Source organism: Caballeronia eucalypticola (assembly GCF_047608185.1).
Taxonomy (GTDB): domain Bacteria; phylum Pseudomonadota; class Gammaproteobacteria; order Burkholderiales; family Burkholderiaceae; genus Caballeronia.
Genome location: NZ_JBLKRU010000029.1, coordinates 56,448 through 74,880, shown reverse-complemented (window position 1 = coordinate 74,880; position 18,433 = coordinate 56,448). Strand labels below are relative to the sequence as shown.

18 protein-coding genes are annotated in these 18,433 nt (G+C 59.2%); 7 read left to right on the top strand and 11 right to left on the bottom strand.

Annotated elements, in window-relative coordinates:
• The first annotated feature begins 41 nt into the window (after positions 1–41).
• On the top strand, positions 42–902 hold the full coding sequence (locus tag ACMX25_RS27465) for an MIP/aquaporin family protein (RefSeq protein ID WP_414953153.1): 861 nt from the start codon (positions 42–44) through the stop codon (positions 900–902).
• Positions 903–1,168: 266 nt separating this feature from the next.
• Here the strand turns inward: ACMX25_RS27465 and ACMX25_RS27460 are convergent, their stop codons facing one another.
• From ACMX25_RS27460 to ACMX25_RS27450, 3 genes are all read right to left on the bottom strand, one after another.
• Positions 1,169–1,462, bottom strand: a complete 294-nt coding sequence (locus tag ACMX25_RS27460) for a DUF4148 domain-containing protein (RefSeq protein WP_414953152.1) — start codon at positions 1,460–1,462, stop codon at positions 1,169–1,171.
• 710 nt (positions 1,463–2,172) lie between these two features.
• On the bottom strand, positions 2,173–2,880 hold the full coding sequence (locus ACMX25_RS27455; RefSeq protein ID WP_414953172.1) for an MgtC/SapB family protein: 708 nt from the start codon (positions 2,878–2,880) through the stop codon (positions 2,173–2,175).
• A 581-nt stretch (positions 2,881–3,461) separates the two neighbouring features.
• Positions 3,462–4,937 carry an aminotransferase-like domain-containing protein gene (locus ACMX25_RS27450; protein WP_414953151.1) on the bottom strand — a complete coding sequence of 492 codons (1,476 nt, stop codon included), beginning with the start codon at positions 4,935–4,937 and terminating at the stop codon, positions 3,462–3,464.
• Between the two features lie 213 nt (positions 4,938–5,150).
• Here ACMX25_RS27450 and ACMX25_RS27445 point away from each other — a divergent pair, with 213 nt between their 5' ends.
• A complete protein-coding gene (locus ACMX25_RS27445; RefSeq protein WP_414953150.1) occupies positions 5,151–5,513 on the top strand; it encodes a hypothetical protein in 363 nt (120 codons plus the stop codon).
• A 19-nt stretch (positions 5,514–5,532) separates the two neighbouring features.
• On the opposite strand, the gene ACMX25_RS27440 is transcribed toward ACMX25_RS27445, so the two are convergent.
• Positions 5,533–5,988 (bottom strand): MEKHLA domain-containing protein, encoded by a 456-nt coding sequence (locus ACMX25_RS27440; RefSeq protein WP_414953149.1) that lies wholly within the window; start codon positions 5,986–5,988, stop codon positions 5,533–5,535.
• Between the two features lie 129 nt (positions 5,989–6,117).
• Positions 6,118–6,534, bottom strand: a complete 417-nt coding sequence (locus ACMX25_RS27435; RefSeq protein WP_414953148.1) for a DUF302 domain-containing protein — start codon at positions 6,532–6,534, stop codon at positions 6,118–6,120.
• Positions 6,535–6,787: 253 nt separating this feature from the next.
• Here ACMX25_RS27435 and ACMX25_RS27430 point away from each other — a divergent pair, with 253 nt between their 5' ends.
• Both ACMX25_RS27430 and ACMX25_RS27425 read left to right on the top strand, forming a co-directional pair.
• On the top strand, positions 6,788–7,474 hold the full coding sequence (locus ACMX25_RS27430; RefSeq protein WP_414953147.1) for a glycerophosphodiester phosphodiesterase family protein: 687 nt from the start codon (positions 6,788–6,790) through the stop codon (positions 7,472–7,474).
• On the top strand, positions 7,453–7,689 hold the full coding sequence (locus ACMX25_RS27425; RefSeq protein ID WP_414953146.1) for a PI-PLC domain-containing protein: 237 nt from the start codon (positions 7,453–7,455) through the stop codon (positions 7,687–7,689). The genes ACMX25_RS27430 and ACMX25_RS27425 overlap by 22 nt, the downstream gene beginning before the upstream one ends.
• 38 nt (positions 7,690–7,727) lie before the next feature.
• Here ACMX25_RS27425 and ACMX25_RS27420 read toward each other — a convergent pair whose 3' ends face one another.
• The 5 genes from ACMX25_RS27420 to ACMX25_RS27400 form a co-directional block, all read right to left on the bottom strand.
• The gene (locus ACMX25_RS27420) at positions 7,728–8,564 is read right to left on the bottom strand and encodes an amidohydrolase family protein (protein ID WP_414953145.1); all 837 of its coding nucleotides are present in this window, start codon (positions 8,562–8,564) and stop codon (positions 7,728–7,730) included.
• Entirely contained in the window at positions 8,561–9,583 is a 1,023-nt protein-coding gene (locus ACMX25_RS27415; RefSeq protein ID WP_414953144.1) for an NAD(P)-dependent oxidoreductase, read from the bottom strand. The genes ACMX25_RS27420 and ACMX25_RS27415 overlap by 4 nt, the downstream gene beginning before the upstream one ends.
• Entirely contained in the window at positions 9,580–10,644 is a 1,065-nt protein-coding gene (locus ACMX25_RS27410; protein WP_414953143.1) for a LacI family DNA-binding transcriptional regulator, read from the bottom strand. Before ACMX25_RS27410 ends, ACMX25_RS27415 begins: the two co-directional genes overlap by 4 nt.
• A 12-nt stretch (positions 10,645–10,656) precedes the next feature.
• The gene (locus ACMX25_RS27405; protein ID WP_414953142.1) at positions 10,657–12,615 is read right to left on the bottom strand and encodes a TRAP transporter large permease; all 1,959 of its coding nucleotides are present in this window, start codon (positions 12,613–12,615) and stop codon (positions 10,657–10,659) included.
• Between the two features lie 77 nt (positions 12,616–12,692).
• Positions 12,693–13,742: a TRAP transporter substrate-binding protein gene (locus ACMX25_RS27400; RefSeq protein WP_414953141.1), complete on the bottom strand. Its 1,050-nt coding sequence runs from the start codon at positions 13,740–13,742 to the stop codon at positions 12,693–12,695.
• Between the two features lie 563 nt (positions 13,743–14,305).
• On the opposite strand from ACMX25_RS27400, the gene trpS reads away from it, so the two are divergent.
• Positions 14,306–15,361, top strand: coding sequence for a tryptophan--tRNA ligase (gene trpS / locus ACMX25_RS27395; RefSeq protein ID WP_414953140.1), 1,056 nt, complete (start codon positions 14,306–14,308; stop codon positions 15,359–15,361).
• A gap of 192 nt (positions 15,362–15,553) precedes the next feature.
• Positions 15,554–16,363, top strand: a complete 810-nt coding sequence (locus ACMX25_RS27390) for a class II aldolase/adducin family protein (RefSeq protein ID WP_414953139.1) — start codon at positions 15,554–15,556, stop codon at positions 16,361–16,363.
• 63 nt (positions 16,364–16,426) lie between these two features.
• Here the strand turns inward: ACMX25_RS27390 and ACMX25_RS27385 are convergent, their stop codons facing one another.
• Positions 16,427–17,422: an ABC transporter substrate-binding protein gene (locus tag ACMX25_RS27385; RefSeq protein ID WP_414953138.1), complete on the bottom strand. Its 996-nt coding sequence runs from the start codon at positions 17,420–17,422 to the stop codon at positions 16,427–16,429.
• 284 nt (positions 17,423–17,706) lie between these two features.
• Here ACMX25_RS27385 and ACMX25_RS27380 point away from each other — a divergent pair, with 284 nt between their 5' ends.
• Positions 17,707–18,414, top strand: a complete 708-nt coding sequence (locus ACMX25_RS27380; protein ID WP_414953137.1) for a PadR family transcriptional regulator — start codon at positions 17,707–17,709, stop codon at positions 18,412–18,414.
• Positions 18,415–18,433: the final 19 nt, after the last annotated feature.

Sequence of the window (18,433 nt, the reverse complement as noted above, 5' to 3'; positions counted from 1 at the left end):
GTGTTTACTGCCTCGCAATTCATCCTTTAGGAATCCTCCTTATGTCATCAACTATCACTAAACCGACCGGCAGGCAATTTGTCGGCGAACTTATATCCGAAGCTATCGCCGTCCTCATCATCATCGCGTTCGGGGACTCAGTGGCGTGCATGTACGTGCTGTACGATCCCAGCCCGTATGTGAATGCCTATTGGGGTGTCTGCATGTCGTGGGGCCTGGCGGTGACGCTGGCCATCTATGTGACCGGCTCTATTTCCGGCACCCATGCCAATCCTGCGGTGACACTGGCGCTCGCGTTATTTCGCGGTTTCTCGTGGAAAAAAGTCTTGCCCTACTGGGTGGCGCAACTCGTTGGCGGCATTCTGGGCGCGGTCATTGTTTATGCGCTGTTCGGGCCGGTGATCGACCATTACAATCTGGTTCATCATTTGTCACGGGCGGACGGCGGCGCGGCGGGCGTGTTCTTCACGCATCCGGGCCTGGCCATTACCCCCATGCACGCGTTCTCCGATGAAGTCATCCTGACGGCGTTTCTTTTGTTCGGGATTTTCGCGATCACGGAGCAGTTCAACGAGATGGCGCCGCAGGCAAATGCGGGCGCGCTCATGATCGGATTCCTGGTGGCAATCCTTGGATCGTCGATGGGCTATCTGGAAGCATGGGCAATGAATCCCGCCCGCGATCTTGGCCCGCGTCTGTTTGCCTACTTTGCAGGCTGGGGTTCGTCCGCGCTGCCTTCGCCGGACAACTACTGGTGGATTCCGGTGGTCGCTCCGTTGATAGGCGGCGTGATTGGCGGCGGCGCTTACCAACTGCTGATTCATCCTTTCCTGCCGGCGCGCGTGCGCGCAGCGCAAGCTGAGGCCAATGGCAAGGACTGTGAGGAAGGCCAACGCGTCTGACAAATTGCCAGGCTGACTTAGCCCCTAGCTCAGGCAGCAGCTAAGTGCCGGACGTTGGTTAGTCCGGTGCTTAGCTGCTCAATTCCACGTTCGATGCTGATACCCGCACCGTTGCGTCTTTCAGTGGCCGCAACTTTTTGATGCGCGGGGATACCCGCTTAGCGACCCTCAGCAATCCAGTTGCCGAGCCGGAAACTTCGTTGCTCACGCTTGTTGCTGACAGACACCACGGCTATTCAAACTACCCATGTACTCCAAAGCCCGAATCACTGTCCCTTGACCACTGCTCCGCTCGTTGATGGCTGCGACATCGTCGTTCCGTTCTCCGTGGCTCCGCCGTAGCCAGTAGCGGCGTCTCCTGAATGCACGCGCGCTTCAGCGGCCTGAATATCGCTCGGATAGTAAGCGTCCTGCGAGTTCGGGCGCCATCCCGCGTTCTCGAGCTGGATGAGATCGGCGCGCACCTGGGCACGCGTCACGGGATGGTCCGTGGTTTGGGCGAACGAGATGGCGGGAGCAGCCAGGACCAGGGCAAGTGTCGTGCAGATCAGTGTTTTCATGATGGGTAGCCTCTTTGAAAAGTGGCTTCACTCTCGATGAATGAAGCGCATGCTTCATCGCCCGGTAAGGGACGGTAAGCAACTTCATTCTGCGCGGCGTGCACTGACTCTAAGCTGACGCCCAGATGACAAGATCGCCATAATGAGCACCCCGAGATTCGAAGAAAACGACTTTGTAATCTTGCCGTCAGTGCCGGGTAAAGACCGGGTCATCACACTGGTTGCACGTGTCAGAGTCGCCGCTTTCTAGCACGTGTCCTATACCTTCATTGTGCTTGCGATCCTGCTCGCCCTGATCGGACCGCTTGGCCGTCATACGGACACCTACGGATATTTTTTTGAAAATTAATATTCCGACGGTCAGGATTTTCTGGTCGTATAGCGGATTCTCTGCGGAATCGGCAAGGGCTTGCGTCAGGATGAGCGCTTGCGCCGCGTGAGTTGGGGCTTACTGCCTGCGTTCATCGCCCCTTGAATGGGCGTGGTCATCATGCTCTAGCGATTCGTGCCGGGAATGCTTCCGTGCGTCGAAGATTCCCCAGATGGCAATGGCCAATCCAATCCCGAATCCGCAACCCAACAACACATAAGTACTCATCTGCGACCTTACAATGGGTGAAGCGATACTTGATGCGTGCGCCAGACATCGCTGTCCCGGATACTACCGATGCATTCTTTCAAAACGCATGCCATGCCCTACGCGGGCATCATCAGTCAGGCTCAGGCACGGTATCGAGCGCGGCCCAGCTAACGCTCGATACGCCCTTGTCCATGCTAAGCCGGCTCGCAACGGCTTCAACCTTCGATTGATATTTCGGATGCGTTTCGAGCGTTGCGATCACTTCCACTCGCTGCGAACCGTCGTCGACATCCGTGCTGCTGAGTTCCTGGAACGAGAGCGGCGCAGACACCATCGAGTTGGTGATCAACGCGCGGATATCCACTTCATCCTCCGCGCGGCAGACGACCGTCAGCACGTATTTGCGCACGAGGTCGGCGGAAGCCACCGGAGCAGTATTGATTGCGCGCCCGATCTCACGCAGCACGGTGTTGGTGAACAGGATAACCACGGTTCCCGCGATGGCGGGTCCATAGTGTGTCGACCCGCAAAGAACGCCAACGGCCGCCGAGCACCACAAGGTGGCCGCCGTATTGATTCCCTGGATTGCTCCCTGCTCGCGCATGATGACGCCGCCACCCAGGAAGCCCACGCCGGACACCACGTATGCCGCCATTTGCGTCACGGTCGCGGTCCCGTCCCCAGTCAAGGTGCCAAGGATCACAAACAGGCAGGCGCCACTGGTCACCAAAGTAATGGTGCGCAAGCCCGCCGTTCGCTGCCGCATCTGTCTCTCCAGACCGATGCCGATGCCGCACGACAAAGCCACTATCAGAGGGAGAATGTACTCGTAGATCATGAAGCGATTCTTTGATTTGTATTGTTCGTGCACATTGCCTGACGAATACCGCTCAAGCACTCTCGATGGCCGTGCCGTCGCCATGCCGGCGCGGCTCACCGTATTGTCTGCGTGTGACAGTCCGATGACAGCGAGCAAACTACTCCGTTTGCTGGGGCTTAAGCGGTCACTGCCATTGTCCGTCGCCACGGCTGCTTTTCGTGCTTAGGACACTGCGTGATAAGCATCCGGCGAGCACATGTCGATCCATGCCCGCGCCATTTCCTTGGAAGGCACAAGTGCCAAGCGAAGTTGCCACGAGTATTGACTCGCCGCAACGCTCCGTTCAAGTGCGGACAAGGGGCGCGACTGATTGGCGCTGATAGAAGATAAGAGATGCACGGAAAAAGTACTGCGACGCGCACCATCTGCCTGCTGGCAAGACGGCGGCTAGGAATTCAAGCGCGGGGTCTTGCTGGTCAGGCAGCTAAACAATCCAGGGGATGACGACTACACGTGTCCAAGGCATTAGCCCGATTAATCATAATGAGCGAATTTTAGGCAGCCGCTAAATCGCAAGTCAACACAATTCGCTATCGCCCTTAACCAATTTCGCTAGCCAGCTTCCCTAGGCGTTGCAATGCATCGTCAAGGGTTTGATCGAATGGCTGCGGACAGCTCAACCGAATGAAGGAAGCGAAGCGCCGGGAATTGGAGAATATGGTCCCGGGCGCAATGCGAATGCCGCGCGTCAACGCCTCTTCAAACAGCCGGCCCGAATCCGTACCGGCCGGCAGTTCTACCCAAAGCACGATACCGCCAACCGGCACGCTAAGGCGAGTACCGGTTGGAAAATAACGAGCAATAGCATTGGCGGTCGCTTCCCGCTGCGTCCGCAATCGCTCCCTTAACTGGAACAAATGCCGGTCGTACGCACCCGATCCGATGAATTCCGCGGCAACGAGTTGAGACAAGCTTTCGTTGTTCCGGCTCTGCGCATACTTGAGCATCTTGACGCGTGCGTGCCATCGCCCTGACGACATCCACCCTAACCTCAAACCCGGCGCCAGGACTTTATTCAACGACGCGCAATGAATCACGCCGCCGTCACGGTCCCATGCCTTCAGAGGCTTGTTTTGCGCAGCGTCATCAAGCAATTCCCGATAAGGCTCGTCCTCGATCACCGCCACCTTATGCCGCGCGCAAAGCCGGACAAGCCCGGCCTTTCGTTCATTAGGCATCACACTGCCCAGTGGATTTTGCAGATGCGGTACGACCACCACGGCCTTGATGTTCCCATAGGCGTGCATCGCCATTTCCAGTGCTTCGAGCGACATCCCGGTTGTCGGACTGGTCGAAATCTCGAGCGCGCGCAAACCCAGGCTCTCGATAATCTGCAATAAACCAAAGAACGCCGGGGATTCAATCGCGACAGTGTCGCCTGCCTGAGTCACCGCGCGCAGCGCCAGGTTCACCGCTTCCACGCCACCCGTCGTAGCAATCACCTCATCGGGCGAAAGCGTCATTCCCGCTGAAAGAGCCCGCTTTGCAATGGCTTGCCGAAGCGCGGCTCCCGCAGCGTCTCCTGCGGCTTCCGTGAGCAATGTCGGCTGATGCCGCAGAATCTTTATGGTCAGCGCTTGCAGCCGGGCGGTCGGATAAAGCAATGCAGCGGCCGTCGCTCCGGCCAAGTTCAGCGCGTCGGGAAACCGTTGCGCTTGCGCGATCACTTTCGAAATGGATTCGTGCAAACCGACGAATTGCGCTTCCATTGGTACCGATGGATTGTCCGGCTCACCAACACTGGGTAACAGCGGCGCGGTCCGCCGGCGAACGAAATATCCGGAGCGTGGCTTGGCTTGCAGCCAGCCTGCATCTTCGAGTTGCCTGAAGACTTGCAGCGCTGTCGAGAGGCTGACCTGATGCCGCTGCATCAATGCCCGGACAGAGGGCATGCGATCACCCGGCGCGAGCGTCCCCGCGGCGATCACCCGGCGGTAGTGCTCGGCAAGACGCTCATACAGCGGCTCCCCGGCCATGGGCAAGTCGCGCGGCGTCGGTTCAATGGGGAGGGTCATTGTGCAGATGCTGCGGCTAACCCGGCGCTCGCGCCAGATACAGAGAACAGGAAATTGGACGGATACAGATAGCGTTTAGCGGATCTGTTACGCAACAGATTATACCGCGCTGAATCTGTCGCTAAGCGAAGCACATCACTAAGCTTGAGACGTGCTTAAGCCTTTTCACAATGGGCTTGGCGAAAATCCTGAGAAACTTGGAAGGTGACCCTCATGCAATCGATCAGGCAATGTTTCTACCCCGGACAACGGAGCGCCCGGCATCAGCACGCGGGAACGCGGATCATTGCCATCGATGGCATGCTCCGGTTGACCTACCGTGATCCTGCTCTGGATTGGCTTTTAGACGTGACGACCCCCGTGGTGGTCAAGATAGAGGAAGGGGAATGCCACGTGCTGCCTTGCGACACGTTCGTGGAAATCGAAGCGGTCGGTTTTGCCTCGGTCAACGGGCTTGTCCACGTGCCCGGGCGAAGCGATACGGTCGTTGCGATTATTGGCAGCGGCATCGCATGGCTTGCATCATGTGTGCGTGCTCTCGGTCAAAGATCGGGCAAGCGGAGAACACAAGGCTGATGTCTGCAATTTACATCGCCTAAACGTCTTTCCATTGGCGATACGTAGCGGCCTGTCCGCAATAGACTCCCTCACGATTGACCAGGTTCCACACCGTCACATTCTCGATCCAGAAGCGCCTGCCCGACTTGGCTATGCGAAGGCCGCGGTATCCGCTTGCATAGCCTTTGGTTCGCACGGATTCCAGCAATCCATCGCGTTCCTCGCGGTTAGGATGTTCCGCCGATAACCGGGAGCGCAGCGCCGTCATTTCGTCCCACGTGTATTCGAAACAGTGCTGAGCCGCGCGGTTTGCGTAGACAAACCGCGGGTCAGCGTCCGTGTTATGCGCGACCACGCAGAATGGCGCGTCTTCGTACAACCATCGTGCGGCATCAGCAGGCTGGATGCCCGGATCGAGCAACGGCGTACCGACGATCCGAAGGTGACTGTCCGTCAGCAGGGTGCAGAAGCCGGGGTCTTGAGCGAGTGACATCGTCATGGGTCGAGTGTTAGGAGATTCGAATTCGAGCCGCGATATTACCGCGCTAGTCAAAAACCCGTCCCTGCACCGGCAAGACAGACGCCATTTTCTTAATGCCCGTTAGTGTCACTTTGCAAGTGGCTAAGCCAACGCTCCGCTTAGCAACTTCGGCATCTGCTTGAGCGGAGCGATATGATTCGCGTCGACCTTATAGTCCAACTCAAGCGTTGTTGTCACGTCCTGATAGTCCACCCATACCCCGCTCCCGGCGTCTTCCCACACTACGGCCTTTAGCGGTAGCTCAAGCGCTGCGTGCGGGTTGGCTTCCATGACCGGCGTGCCCGCCTTCGGATTACCGAATAAAAGGAGCCGCGTCGGTCTTAAGCTTGTACCGGCCTTGGCAGCGGCGGCGCTCTGGTCGATATCGGCGAAGAGCGTTACGCCATGCGCGGCCAGCGCAGCCTTGAGCCGGGCAACGGTCGCCTCGAAGTCGTATTTGCTCTGCAACATAACCACCGATGAAGGGAATGCTGCGGGAGCGTCGGTTCGTGCGGTCATGGTATGAGTCATCCGGTCAGTGGCAAAATCAAGCGGTTCATCATGCTACCCGCACCAACGATTTCTCTATAGTGCGCCTCACCCAAGCTTCGCGGCAATCGAATAGCGGGTTCTTGCGTCCCCTCAATACAGCCGATTCAAGCCGGTTATAGAGTCGTTTTCCACGTACTGCGGATGACAAATTAATGACACGAACGACCCATGGTAACTCTAGGCTGACGGAAAAAATTGCCGTCCGGTTCAACCAAATTTCATGGCCGTCATGTATGCGCGTCGCTATGCTTGCACTCGCGATCATCTCCGCGCTCTCATTAACGCCCGCGCTTGCGGCGCGCTTATCATCGCGCATCGGGGCGGCACTGGGGACACGCCGGAGAACACGCTGCAAGCGTTCAGCATCGCTCTTGAGAATGGCGCCGACGCGTTATGGATGACTGTGCAGGTAACGAAGGATGGCGTTCCCGTTCTCTATCGCCCGGCGGACCTCGGCTCGCTGACCGATGGAAAAGGTCGTCTGGACGAGATCACGCTTAGCGACCTTCGCAAGCTTAACGCGGGTTATTCATTCAGTCGCACGGATGTATCGGGACAACTCAGCTATCCGTATCGCGACAATCCTCTGCCCATTCCTACGTTGCGTGAGGCACTGGATGCGGTGCCGCAGAATGTACCAATCATGCTCGACATGAAGCAAACGCCCGTAGCACCCCTGGTCGACGCGGTCGCGAAGGTATTGGATAACGCAAATGCGTGGTCGCGCGTGCGTTTGTACTCCACCGATGCTGAAGCAATCCAGTTAATGAAGGCGCACCGCGGGGCGCAGGTGTTCGAGACACGCGATGCAACTCGCAATCGTCTGGTGGATCTATCGCTGGGTGGTACGTGCGACAACCCGCCGGAAGCTGGGTGGGAATCGAGTTGCATCGTCAAGTTGAAGTGATCGAGCGCTTCACATTAGGGACCGGCGTGTCGAAAGTAGATGCGAAGTGGTGGACGCCCGCCGCAGTCGAATGCTTCAAGACAAACGGCGATGTGAAGATCGTCGCATTCGGTGTTGATTCAGCCGATGCTTATGCAACCGCTGCCGCTCTGGGTATTGACGCAGTGATGACCGACTCGCCGCGCGCCATGCGCATCGAAAAGAAATCGCAGTAGCGAAGCAATATTGCGGCTTGAGGTCAACACGCGGCAACTCATTTATCGAACCCGTACAAGCGCCCCGGATTGTCGACCAGGATCTTCCGGCGCACGGCGCGGTCGGGTGCCCAGTATGAGAGCAGCGCAAGCATCTCTTGATCGTCCGGCACGGGCTTGCGCCCTGGATGCGGCCAGTTGCTCGCCCACAAGCAACGCTCCGGGTGTGAGGCCGTCAGGGCGCTGGCGAGCTTGCTGACGTCATCGTAATGAGGCGGTCCAAGCTTCGAGGTTTCATACGGCGCAGATTCCTTCACCCAGGTCCGGCCCGCATCGAGCAGCGCAAGCAGGCTTCGAAAACCAGGGTGGTCTGTTGCCACCGGCTCGAGAAACTTGCCGATATGATCGATCGTCAGCAAGCAAGGCAGCGCGCGCAGACGCGCTTCATACTGCGCGAAATCGCGGCCATCGAGTTGAAGGTTGATCACCCAGCCAAACTCCGCGATACGGCTTGCAACGACTTCCAGATCGCCCCATCCGAGCAGGCCGCCACTCCCGGGAATCATCATGAAGCGAACGCCTCGCACCCCTGCGTCGTGCATGGCCTGCAGCTCGCTGACAGACGTGTCGGGCTTGATCACTACAACGCCGCGAGCCGTTCCGCCGGACTGTTCTAATGCATCCAGCAAGCAGCGGTTGTCAAAACCGTAACCCGTCGGCTGCACGAGGATCGCGCGTGTGAGACCCAGTTGGCGTTGCACCGCCGTGTAGTCACTCCACGACGCCTGCGGTGGCCCAAAAGTCGCGGTGCCGGCAAGCGGATAACGATCGAGTTCATAGATATGAACGTGGCAATCGCACGCGCCTTCATGCAAATTCAACGAAGCGCCGTTCAAGATTGATCTCCTTGCAAAGCGTCGGAAAACCCCGGCAAACGCGTGAGTCGCGCAGCGCATTCCGCGTTGACCGCGTGCTCCGGCATGACACCATCGAGCAGCGCGCGAACCTGGCGCACCGTATCCATCGCCTGGTGCTCGATGGCCGGCGGCGTGAGCCCACCCACGTGCGGACTCGCGATAAGTTTCTGGTGCGCTGCGAGCGCCGCGCTCGGCATCTGATCGGCGGCACGGCCCACATCGACCGCTGCGCCGGCGATCAAGCCGGCATCGAGCGCATGAAGCAGCGCAGTGTCGTCGACAAGTTCGCCGCGCGAAGCGTTGATGAAAAATGCTTCGGGCCGCATCCGCGCGAACGCTGCGGTACTGAACAAGTCCGCCGTCTCCGGTGTGGCAGGCGCAAGGCAGACAACGTAGTCGCCGCGCTTCAACACATCGTCAAATGAAGCCTGTTCAATTCCCGGCTGCGTGATCGTTGCCAAAGGATCAGTCACGACTACCCGCATGCCGAGCGCCATGCCAAGCTCCGCCAGCCGCCGCCCAATAAAGCCATAGCCGACAATGCCCAGCACCGCGCCACGCAACTCGCGTCCCATTGCAATAACAGGTGCGCGATGCTGCCAGTACGCCGCGGCCGCCGCGCTAATGCCCCGGCTCAGGTCGATCATCACGCCCAGGACCCACTCCGCGACCGATGTATCGAAGCCCGGCGTTGCGCGCGTCACGAGCACACCGTGACGGCTCGCGGCGCCTACATCGATATTGCGGATATCCACCGCCACGCGGCAGAACGCAATTAGTTCGGATAGCTGATCGAATAGCGCAGCGGGCGCAGCCGAATCGCGACTCGCGACCACAATGTCCTGCCCTTGTGCTTCGCGAATAAATTCGTCGAGTGACAACGGCCGGTCGAACGGATTGAGTTTCACCTCACCCAGCGTGCGCAATTCCGCCAGCGCCCGGTCGCCGTAATAGTTCTTGAGCGCATCGGGCGAGTGGGTCAAATAGATCTTCGTCATTTTGATGAGGTCGCCTTTTTGGCGCGCGCCGGTTTGGCAACCGACTGACGCACGATTAACGTAGGTTGAAAAAGGAAATCGGCAGCCGGCAAATCAGGTTGCGTCGAACGGGCGATGGCGCGTTCGACCATGGTGCCGGCCATCTCCGTCAAGGGCATCGCGACCGATGTCAACGCCGGATTGGTGAAGGCTGCGACCGACAAGCCGTCCATGCCAACGACGGATACATCGTCAGGGACACGCAAGTTCAGTTGCTGCAGCCCGGACATCAAACCGATCGCGAGCATGTCGTTGACAGTCACGAGTCCCGTGGGCATGGGTTGCATAGCGGCGACCTGGCTTGCCATCGCGAAGCCCAGGTCGGGCAGTTCTGAATCACCGAATGCTTCGGAGACGCGGCCTTCGACCACGCTTGCGTTATAACGCGGACCTTCACGTGACACACGTTCGCGGAACCCCTCGATCTTCTCGCCGCGGCTAAGCGTCTTGCCGCCGGGCACGAGGAACGCAAGCCGCTTGTGGCCATGCGCGATGAGATGGTCGGCAGCAAGATAGCCTGCCTGGTAGTTATCGGCCGACACGTGGTCGACAAGCGAATGGCTGCCATCGTTCGCGCTGCGGTCATAGCTGACCACGGCCAGGCCGCGCGCGACAGCTTCGTCCAGATGGCGCTCGTCATTGAGCGACGACACCACGATCACCGCACGCACCCCGAACGAAAGCAGGTCCTCGAACATGCGCGCTTCCTGCTGCTTGTCCCGATGCGTATTGCCGAGCAGCAGCCGGTAGTTGAACCGCGACTGCGCTGCCGCTTCCACGTTCAGCGCGAGTTGACCGTACATCGGATTCGCGGTGGACGGCACGAGCAAGCCGAGCATCGGCGTATGACCGGTCTTCAACTGGCGTGCGGCGCGATTGGGCCGGAACGCGAGCTTGCGGATGGCTTCCTCCACGCGCGAATACGTCTCGGCACTCAGCTTCTCGGTGCGTCCGTTAAGCACGTTCGATACCGAACTCGTCGACACCCCCGCGAGCGCCGCAACGTCATGAATCGTAGCCATGGTGTGTCCGTGTCAGGCCATGTTGAAATGCCGCGGCAGCCACAGCGAAATGGACGGCACGAGGATCAGCAGCACCAGCATCACCACGAGCAGCGCCAGGTATTTGAGCATGCGGCGCGAGACGTCTTCGACCCGCGTACCGGTCATTGCGCAGGTCGCGCATAAGCCCAGACCGAAGGGCGGCGAGAACAGTCCAAGCCCCATTGCGGTGACCGCGACCGTACCGAAATGCAGCGGATTGATGCCGGCCTGCACGGCGATCGGCACCAGCAAAGGACCGAAGATGATGAGCGCGGGCGCGCCCTCCAATACCGCGCCGAACACAATCATGATGAACACCGATACCGCCAGGAACGCCACGCTTCCGTAGGTATGCGCAAGCGCCAGCATGCCGGCCGACAGCATGGAAGGGATCTGCAGGATGGTCAGTGCAAACGCAACGCTGGACGCTGCGGCGATGATGAACAGGATGCCCGCCGCCATGGCTGAAGCGCGTACGAACAAGCTCGCGATTGCTCGCGGCGTCAGTTCACGGAACGTAAGGCCACCGACCACGAGCGCATAGACCACGGCGAACGCGGAGACTTCGGTGGATGTCGCGATCCCCGACGTCACGCCCTTGCCGATCATGACGACCATCACGAGCGCGACCAGTGCACCGCCGAGCAGCCGGAAAATCGGCTTGCGGCTGGCGAAGGCTGTGCGCGGATCAACCTTCTTGCCGAAGATCACGACCATGGTGGCGAGCGCCATCGCCATCACGACCGCCGGCACGATGCCCGCCAGAAACAGGCCGCCTATCGAGATGTTGGCAACGAAGCCAATGATGATCATGTTGATGCAAGGCGGAATGGTTTCGGCCATCACGCCCGACGCCGCCAGCACGGCGGCGGTCTCGTTCGGGTCCTGGCGCGTACGTCGGACCGCGGGCACGACGATGCCCCCGACTGCAGCAATATCAGCCAGCTTGGAACCTGACACGCCGGAGAAAAACGCGGTGGCAAGAATGGCGATGAGATTCATGGAACCACGCACGCGACCGAAGATCCGCACCAGCAACTCGATCAGCCGCGACGACATGCCGTTCACTTCCATCACCAGGCCGGCCAGCACGAAGAACGGAATAGCGAGGAGCACGAAGTGATCCATGCCGGCCATCACCTGCTGCGAATAGATGATCATGGGCAAGGTCGGGTCGCTGATGAAATAAAGCAGCGCCGACAACGCCAGCACGAACGCGATGGGCACGCCGACCACCAAGCCGCCGATAAAACCCGCCAGCAGCAACGCCCACGGCGCGACAGCGTATTCCGGGAGGACCGTACTCCAGCCCCATAGCGCGGCGGCGGCCGCGCAGCAGCCAGCCAAGGTCAGCCATGTGGTACGGGTCGCGCCGGTGATCGCACTGGCTACCGCCACGGCGGTCATCAGCAAGGCGCCCAGCATCACCGGCAACACGTTGATCCACTGCGGCAAGCCCATCGGCGTGGTCACGTTCGCCGAGTCTTCCAGCAGCAGCCATGCCGAATACGCGAGGCCGCCCGCCGTGCCTGCAATGACCCAGTAGCCGGTCTGTAGTGCGGCCGCACGCCATGATTGCGGCAGCAACGCGCGGAAGAAATCGATATTCACATGCTGCCGGCGTGCGAGCACCGTCGCGCCGCCCAGGAACACCATCGTCACCATGAGACCGCGCGCGATCTCCTCCGCCCAGTCGACGGGGTGGTGCACGAAATATCGAAGGATCACCGAGATGAACACCACCAGGACATCGACGGCAAGCACCACGCCGCACAGGCGTTCTATGAACGTACATAGCGTGGCAAGCAACTGTCCGCTGGTGGTCAGCGTGCCGAAGCCCCACGTGCTTGCGCTGATGACCGGGCCTGCAACCGCTGGCCCTGCTGCGTCTTGCGGACCATCCGCGATGCGCAACTCGTGGCCTGCCAGCTTGCTGAGTGATTCATTCATCGTTCGGTTCTCGTCTCATGTTCCCGTGAGTTCCCGTGATCCGGAAGTCCTGTGCTGAATGGGGCATATCACGCACGTCACGCACGGGCGGCGTCGATGGCAGCCAGTACCGGTGCAGTCACCGGATTGCTTTGCGTGAATGGCACCCACAGCCTGTCACGCATCAGCTTGCGAACGTTGTTGCGCTCCGCGTCGGCCATCGGATAGAAAGTCATGCCGGCCTTCTTGAGGGCGCCAAGGGCATCTGCACCCTTCGTTGCAGCCTCTTGCCGCTGATACAAGCTCGCCTCGTGCGCGGCCTCCAGGAACTGGGGCTTGATGGCATCGGGAATCTTCGAGAGTCCCCGCTTGCCGATCACCGTGATGCATGGGCTGAACAAGTGATTGGTCTGCCAACTGTTCTGCACGACTTCATTGAGCTTGTTGGAAAGCACGCTGGCTGCATCGTGTTCAAAACCCTCGACCACGCCCGTCTGCACGGCGGTGTACACCTCGTTGAACGCAATCGGCGTGGGGATGGCACCCATCAACTTGAAGGTTTCGATGAAGGCCTGCGTGGGCAGCACACGCAGCTTGACGTTCTTGAGCGCGCTCAGATCCTTGATCGCGGGCTTGGTGTAGACGCTGCGCGCGTTGAAGTGCGAACCCCAGCCGATGATTGAACATCCGGTGCGCGACAGCATCAGCTTGTTGTAGACATCGGCCACGCCGTGGTCAACCGATTTACCTACATGCGCCCAGCTGTCGAAGAGAAAACCGAGATCCAGCAACGCGAGTTCCTGAAGCGCGGTTGCCCAGATCGAGCTGCCCGTGATCATCATGTCGATCGAACCGAGTCGAACCTGCTGAACGACATCGGCCTCCTTGCCCAACTGCCCGTTCGGAAAAAAGTCGACGCGAATCTGGTCGCCCACGCTCTTCTTCAGGTTCGCCTGAAGGCGTTCGAAATAGATGTAGTGCGCGGAATTTTCGTCGGCGGTCATGGTGGATGAAAACCGCAGTTGGACAGGCGCCGCCGCGCGCCCGATCGCCGGAAACGCGAGCGTGGAAACTGCAGCGCCAGCGGTTTGCACGAAGCGTCGGCGCGATAAGGAACGACGTGGCGAACAACGATCTGATCCGGGCATTTCATGTCTCCGTCTAGTTACCTGTCTAATTTCTCGACTGGTTTTTTGATTTGGTAGAACGTTTTACTAAATCGTTTTACGGATCATAAGGACATTCCCACGACGCTTCAATATCCTGGGGTTAACACGGTTAACTGGGGAATACCCCCGGGTTGAGCGACGGAATTTCTATCGGCCTGAGCACGCCAGGAATCTGCGAGCTGCGCCGCCGTCCAGGTGCCGCTCGGTACTCCATGCACAATGACTCGCTGTAGGAAATGCGGTCCGTGACGGTTTTTAATCGACCGATATTTACCAAGCATTCCTGACTATTTAAACCGGGTTTGATATTCTCGTCGATCGAGACGGCGCGCTCAAACGCCGGGCGTTGTCGGGCATCCCCGCTCTATGGCATTCTTATGCCATGTCTGCGATCAACCCCGCTACTGCGCGCATCTGGTGCCGCTCTTGAAGGAGCGGCATTGTCACGTCTTTTTTAATGACCATGATCGCCGCAGTCCGGCCGGAATGGATTAAATCCCCGGTTCGCTTGTCCTGCGGCAGTTCTTCAAGAGAATCCGACTATGCACGATCTTCATGACTCACACGACGCCCCGTCGTCCGTTCCGCGTCTGACCGTCCTGACCGGTGACCGCCCTACCGGACCGCTGCATCTGGGCCATTATGTTGGCTCGCTAAAGACCCGGCTCGCGCTTCAGGAAACACACACGCAATACCTCCTCGTCGCCGATACCCAGGCCATGACCGACAACGCTCATGATCCGGACAAAGTGCGCCGTAATGTATTGGAAGTCGCGCTGGATTATCTGGCCGTCGGTATTGATCCGGGCAAGACGACCATCGCCGTGCAGTCAGCCTTGCCGGCCCTCGCGGAATTGACCCTGCTGTACATGAACTTCGTCACTGTCGCGCGCCTCGAACGCAATCCCACGATCAAGGAAGAGATTCAATCCCGCGGTTTTGGGCGCGATATTCCGGCGGGCTTTCTCTGCTACCCCATCGCGCAAGCGGCCGATATCACCGGGTTCAAGGCTCACTTTGTTCCAGTGGGAGAAGACCAGGCGCCGTTGATAGAACAAACCAACGAAATCGTTCGGCGTATTAATCGCCAGGCGGGTATCGACGTTCTGCCGGAAGCCGAAGCATTGATCCCGGCGATGGGCCGCCTTCCCGGTGTCGACGGCAAAGCCAAGATGAGCAAATCGCAGAACAACTCGATTGCGCTTTCTTCTTCGCCCGACGTCATACGTGAAGCGGTGAAGCGCATGTACACCGATCCAAACCATCTGCGTGCATCTGATCCGGGAACCGTGGAGGGCAACGTAGTTTTCACGTATCTGGACGTATTCGATGACGACCGCGCCGAAGTTGAACGCCTGAAGGCGGCGTATCGCGCAGGAGGGCTCGGCGACATGGCGCTCAAGCATCGGCTGGAGGATAAGCTGCAGGCACTGATCGCTCCTATACGGGAACGGCGAGAACGATTTGCCCAGGACCCGGCATACGTCTTTAGCGTGCTTAAGGAAGGAACCCAGCGCGCGAAGACTGTCACGCAGGAAACGCTGGATGAGGTACGCAGGGCGCTAGGAACATTTTCGTTTGAATCCGTAAGCTCCTAGAAATGATCAAGTGTCATTTGAGGGTGCCGACCCGCCGATCGATATGGTTATCTCCATTTGATATTTAACCTTTGCAGGCCCGGGTGCTAGCCTTTGAGACTGTTCATTCGCCGGGACTGGCCTTAGCCGCTAGCCGCACAAGGGCACCCGGGCGAGTCAGAACGTCGCTTGATCGCCAAAGGACATCAAACAATGAGCACCCTCACCGACGCGCCCGGTCTCACCCTGCACGACACGCCCGTCCGCAAATTCTGGTTCGACGAAGTCCCTCCTCCGGCTACGCCCGCGGCTGAACGCAGGCATCGTCTGGAGCGGCTTGCCGGCGCGTTTCGCCTGTTCGCCCAACGCGGCTTTGATCAAGGTCTGGCCGGCCATATCACTGCACGCGATCCTGAATGGACCGACCATTTCTGGGTCAATCCCCTTGGCAGGCACTTCGCCCGCATGCGGGTTTCCGACTTGCTGCTGGTGAACAGCGCTGGCGAGATCGTGGTTGGCAAGGGACCGGTTAATCAAGCTGCGTTTGCGATTCATGCGGCCATCCACGAAGCTCGTCCAGATATTATCGCGGCTGCGCATACGCATTCCCTCTACGGAAAAGCCTGGTCGACGCTGGGACGCAAGCTCGATCCGCTAACGCAAGACTCCTGCTCATTCTATGAGGATCACGAACTATTCGATGACTTCCAGGGTGTGGTGCTCGACACCAAGGAAGGTGCACGCATTGCCGACGCGCTGGGTTCGAGCAAGGCGGTGATCCTGAAAAATCACGGCATCCTCACCGCGGGCCCGACGGTCGAAGCCGCCGCGTGGTGGTATCTCGCACTCGATAACGCGTGCCACACGCAACTACTTGCCGAAGCCGCCGGTACGCCTCAGCGCATTCCGCATGACGTGGCCGCGCTCACGCATGAAAGGGTCGGCCGTCCGGGAGGCGCGCTGTTTTCGTTCGAGAGCTTGTATGAAGGTCTGGTCGAAGCAGAACCTGATCTGCTTGATTGACTTGAAACGGTATGGAGCAACTAAGGCGATGCATCACGCATCGCCTTAGTCAACCATTCACCATCAAGCTTTAGCGATCTGCGTATCCGAGATAGCGCGTACATCTATTCTTCTTGGAAGGATGGCATCGCGGAAAGCACTATCTGCGACTCGCTGCAACGCGACAATATCGTTCTCGGCAACAAAACGTTGCTTCAGCGCTGAGCGCGCGGTAATGGTCTTTGCAGCATCGAGTGGCAGACGGGTTAATGACGCGTAGACCTGAGCGTACGCATCGGGATTGGCGACGGCCCACTCGCCCGCGCGTTGCAAGCGCTGGAGCAAGTCTGCAATGGCGAAGCGCTTCAGGGGATCGGCCGCTGCCGTGCCAGACGCCGTCACAAAGCCCAGTCCGCTATTGATGCCAGTGCCATCCCTTAGCACCCGCGCACCCCGTTGAACTGCGGTTCCGAAGTACGGATCGAACGTCGCCCAGACATCGATACGTCCCGATTCAAACGCGGAGAACGCGTCGACCGGCAATACAAACCGCACTGACACGTCCTCGCGCGAAAGACCGGCTTCGGCCAGCGCACCATAGAGCTGGAATTGCGAAATGCTCCCACGCGCCGACGATACAAACACCGTGCGTCCCTTGAGCTCCGCCACGCTGCGCAGCTTCGAGTCCGCCGGAACGAGGATGCCCAGCTGCGCGCCGGAGCCAACGCGCGTCGCCACGATCTTGAGCGTCGGATCGCCAACGGCTGCAGCCAGCACCGGCAAATCACCGGCAGGCGCCAAGTCGACAGCACCCGCGCGCTGTGCTTCGAAGAGCGGTGCCGCGCCCTGGAAATTAGCCCACTTGAAGGCATACGGGGTGCCGCCGAGCACTTTGGCAGCCTCGGCTAGCGCGCGCGTTCCGCCCGCCTGATCGCCCAGAATAAGCGTGACGGAACGCAAGGCCGCGTCCTCCGCCCTCGCCTGCCGCGATGCAAAACCTCCTAGCCCGGCGACGGCCGGCGCGGCGCCTAGCAAGCGCAATGCGCGCCGCCGTCCATCGAAAACCTTGGAACCATCCATCTGTATCAATCCTCGCGGGCGAAATCAGCGCCCAGAGTAGCGACGCTGCGACGCCTTGAGAATTATTCAATTCCGATATGGTTATGAGCGCCCGAGACTTAAGCATTGCAGGTTTGAGGGCTTCGCTTGGGGCTCGTAACAAAGCTTGCAAAGGTGTCACGATCCGCCAAAACACAACGCCGGAACCTGCCCGCCGGGCCAATCTCGCTCCGAAAAAAACATTGACAACGTATCTTAAGATATATATCTTAAGATGTGTTTTACGATATCTACGGAGTTCTACGATGCAACATCACCGCAACCGCGAGTTCGCTCGCACCCACGCTGGATTTGAATCTTCAGACCATTTTTCCATGCATGCCATGTGGCATGCGATCGGCCGCCATCACCGCCATGACGACGATGGCCGCTTCCCAGGCGGCCCCGGAGGCTTCGGCGGCCGCGGCGACGACGGCATGCCGCGCGGCCGCAAATTCACCTCTGACGACCTGCAATTGCTCCTGCTTGCTCTTCTAGCCGAAGCACCGCGCCATGGCTACGAACTAATCAAGGCGCTTGAAGTTCGATCGAATGGTTTTTACAGCCCGAGTCCCGGCATGGTCTATCCGGCGCTGACCTACCTGGAAGAACTGGGCTATGCAACGGTTGAAGTGGAAGGCAATCGCAAGCGTTATGCGCTAGCCGAATCCGGACGCAATTACCTCGCGACTAATCGCGAGCGCGTCGATGTAATGCTAGCCAAGCTAAGCCATTTTGCACGCAAGATGGATTCGGTGCGCCGCGCGTTTGCAGGCGAAACCGGCGATGAAAACGCGGACGCCAACGGCGACAGCAATGCATGGTTGCCCGAGTTCATCCAGGCACGCCGCGCGCTCAAGCACGCGTTGCTAATGCGTACCGACGCACCCGTCAGCGAGCAACGCCGTATTGCCGCGATCCTTGTCCGAGCCACTGCCGAGATCGAAGGAAAAACCGCAGGAGATCCGGCGTGAATCAACACTCAAGAGAACA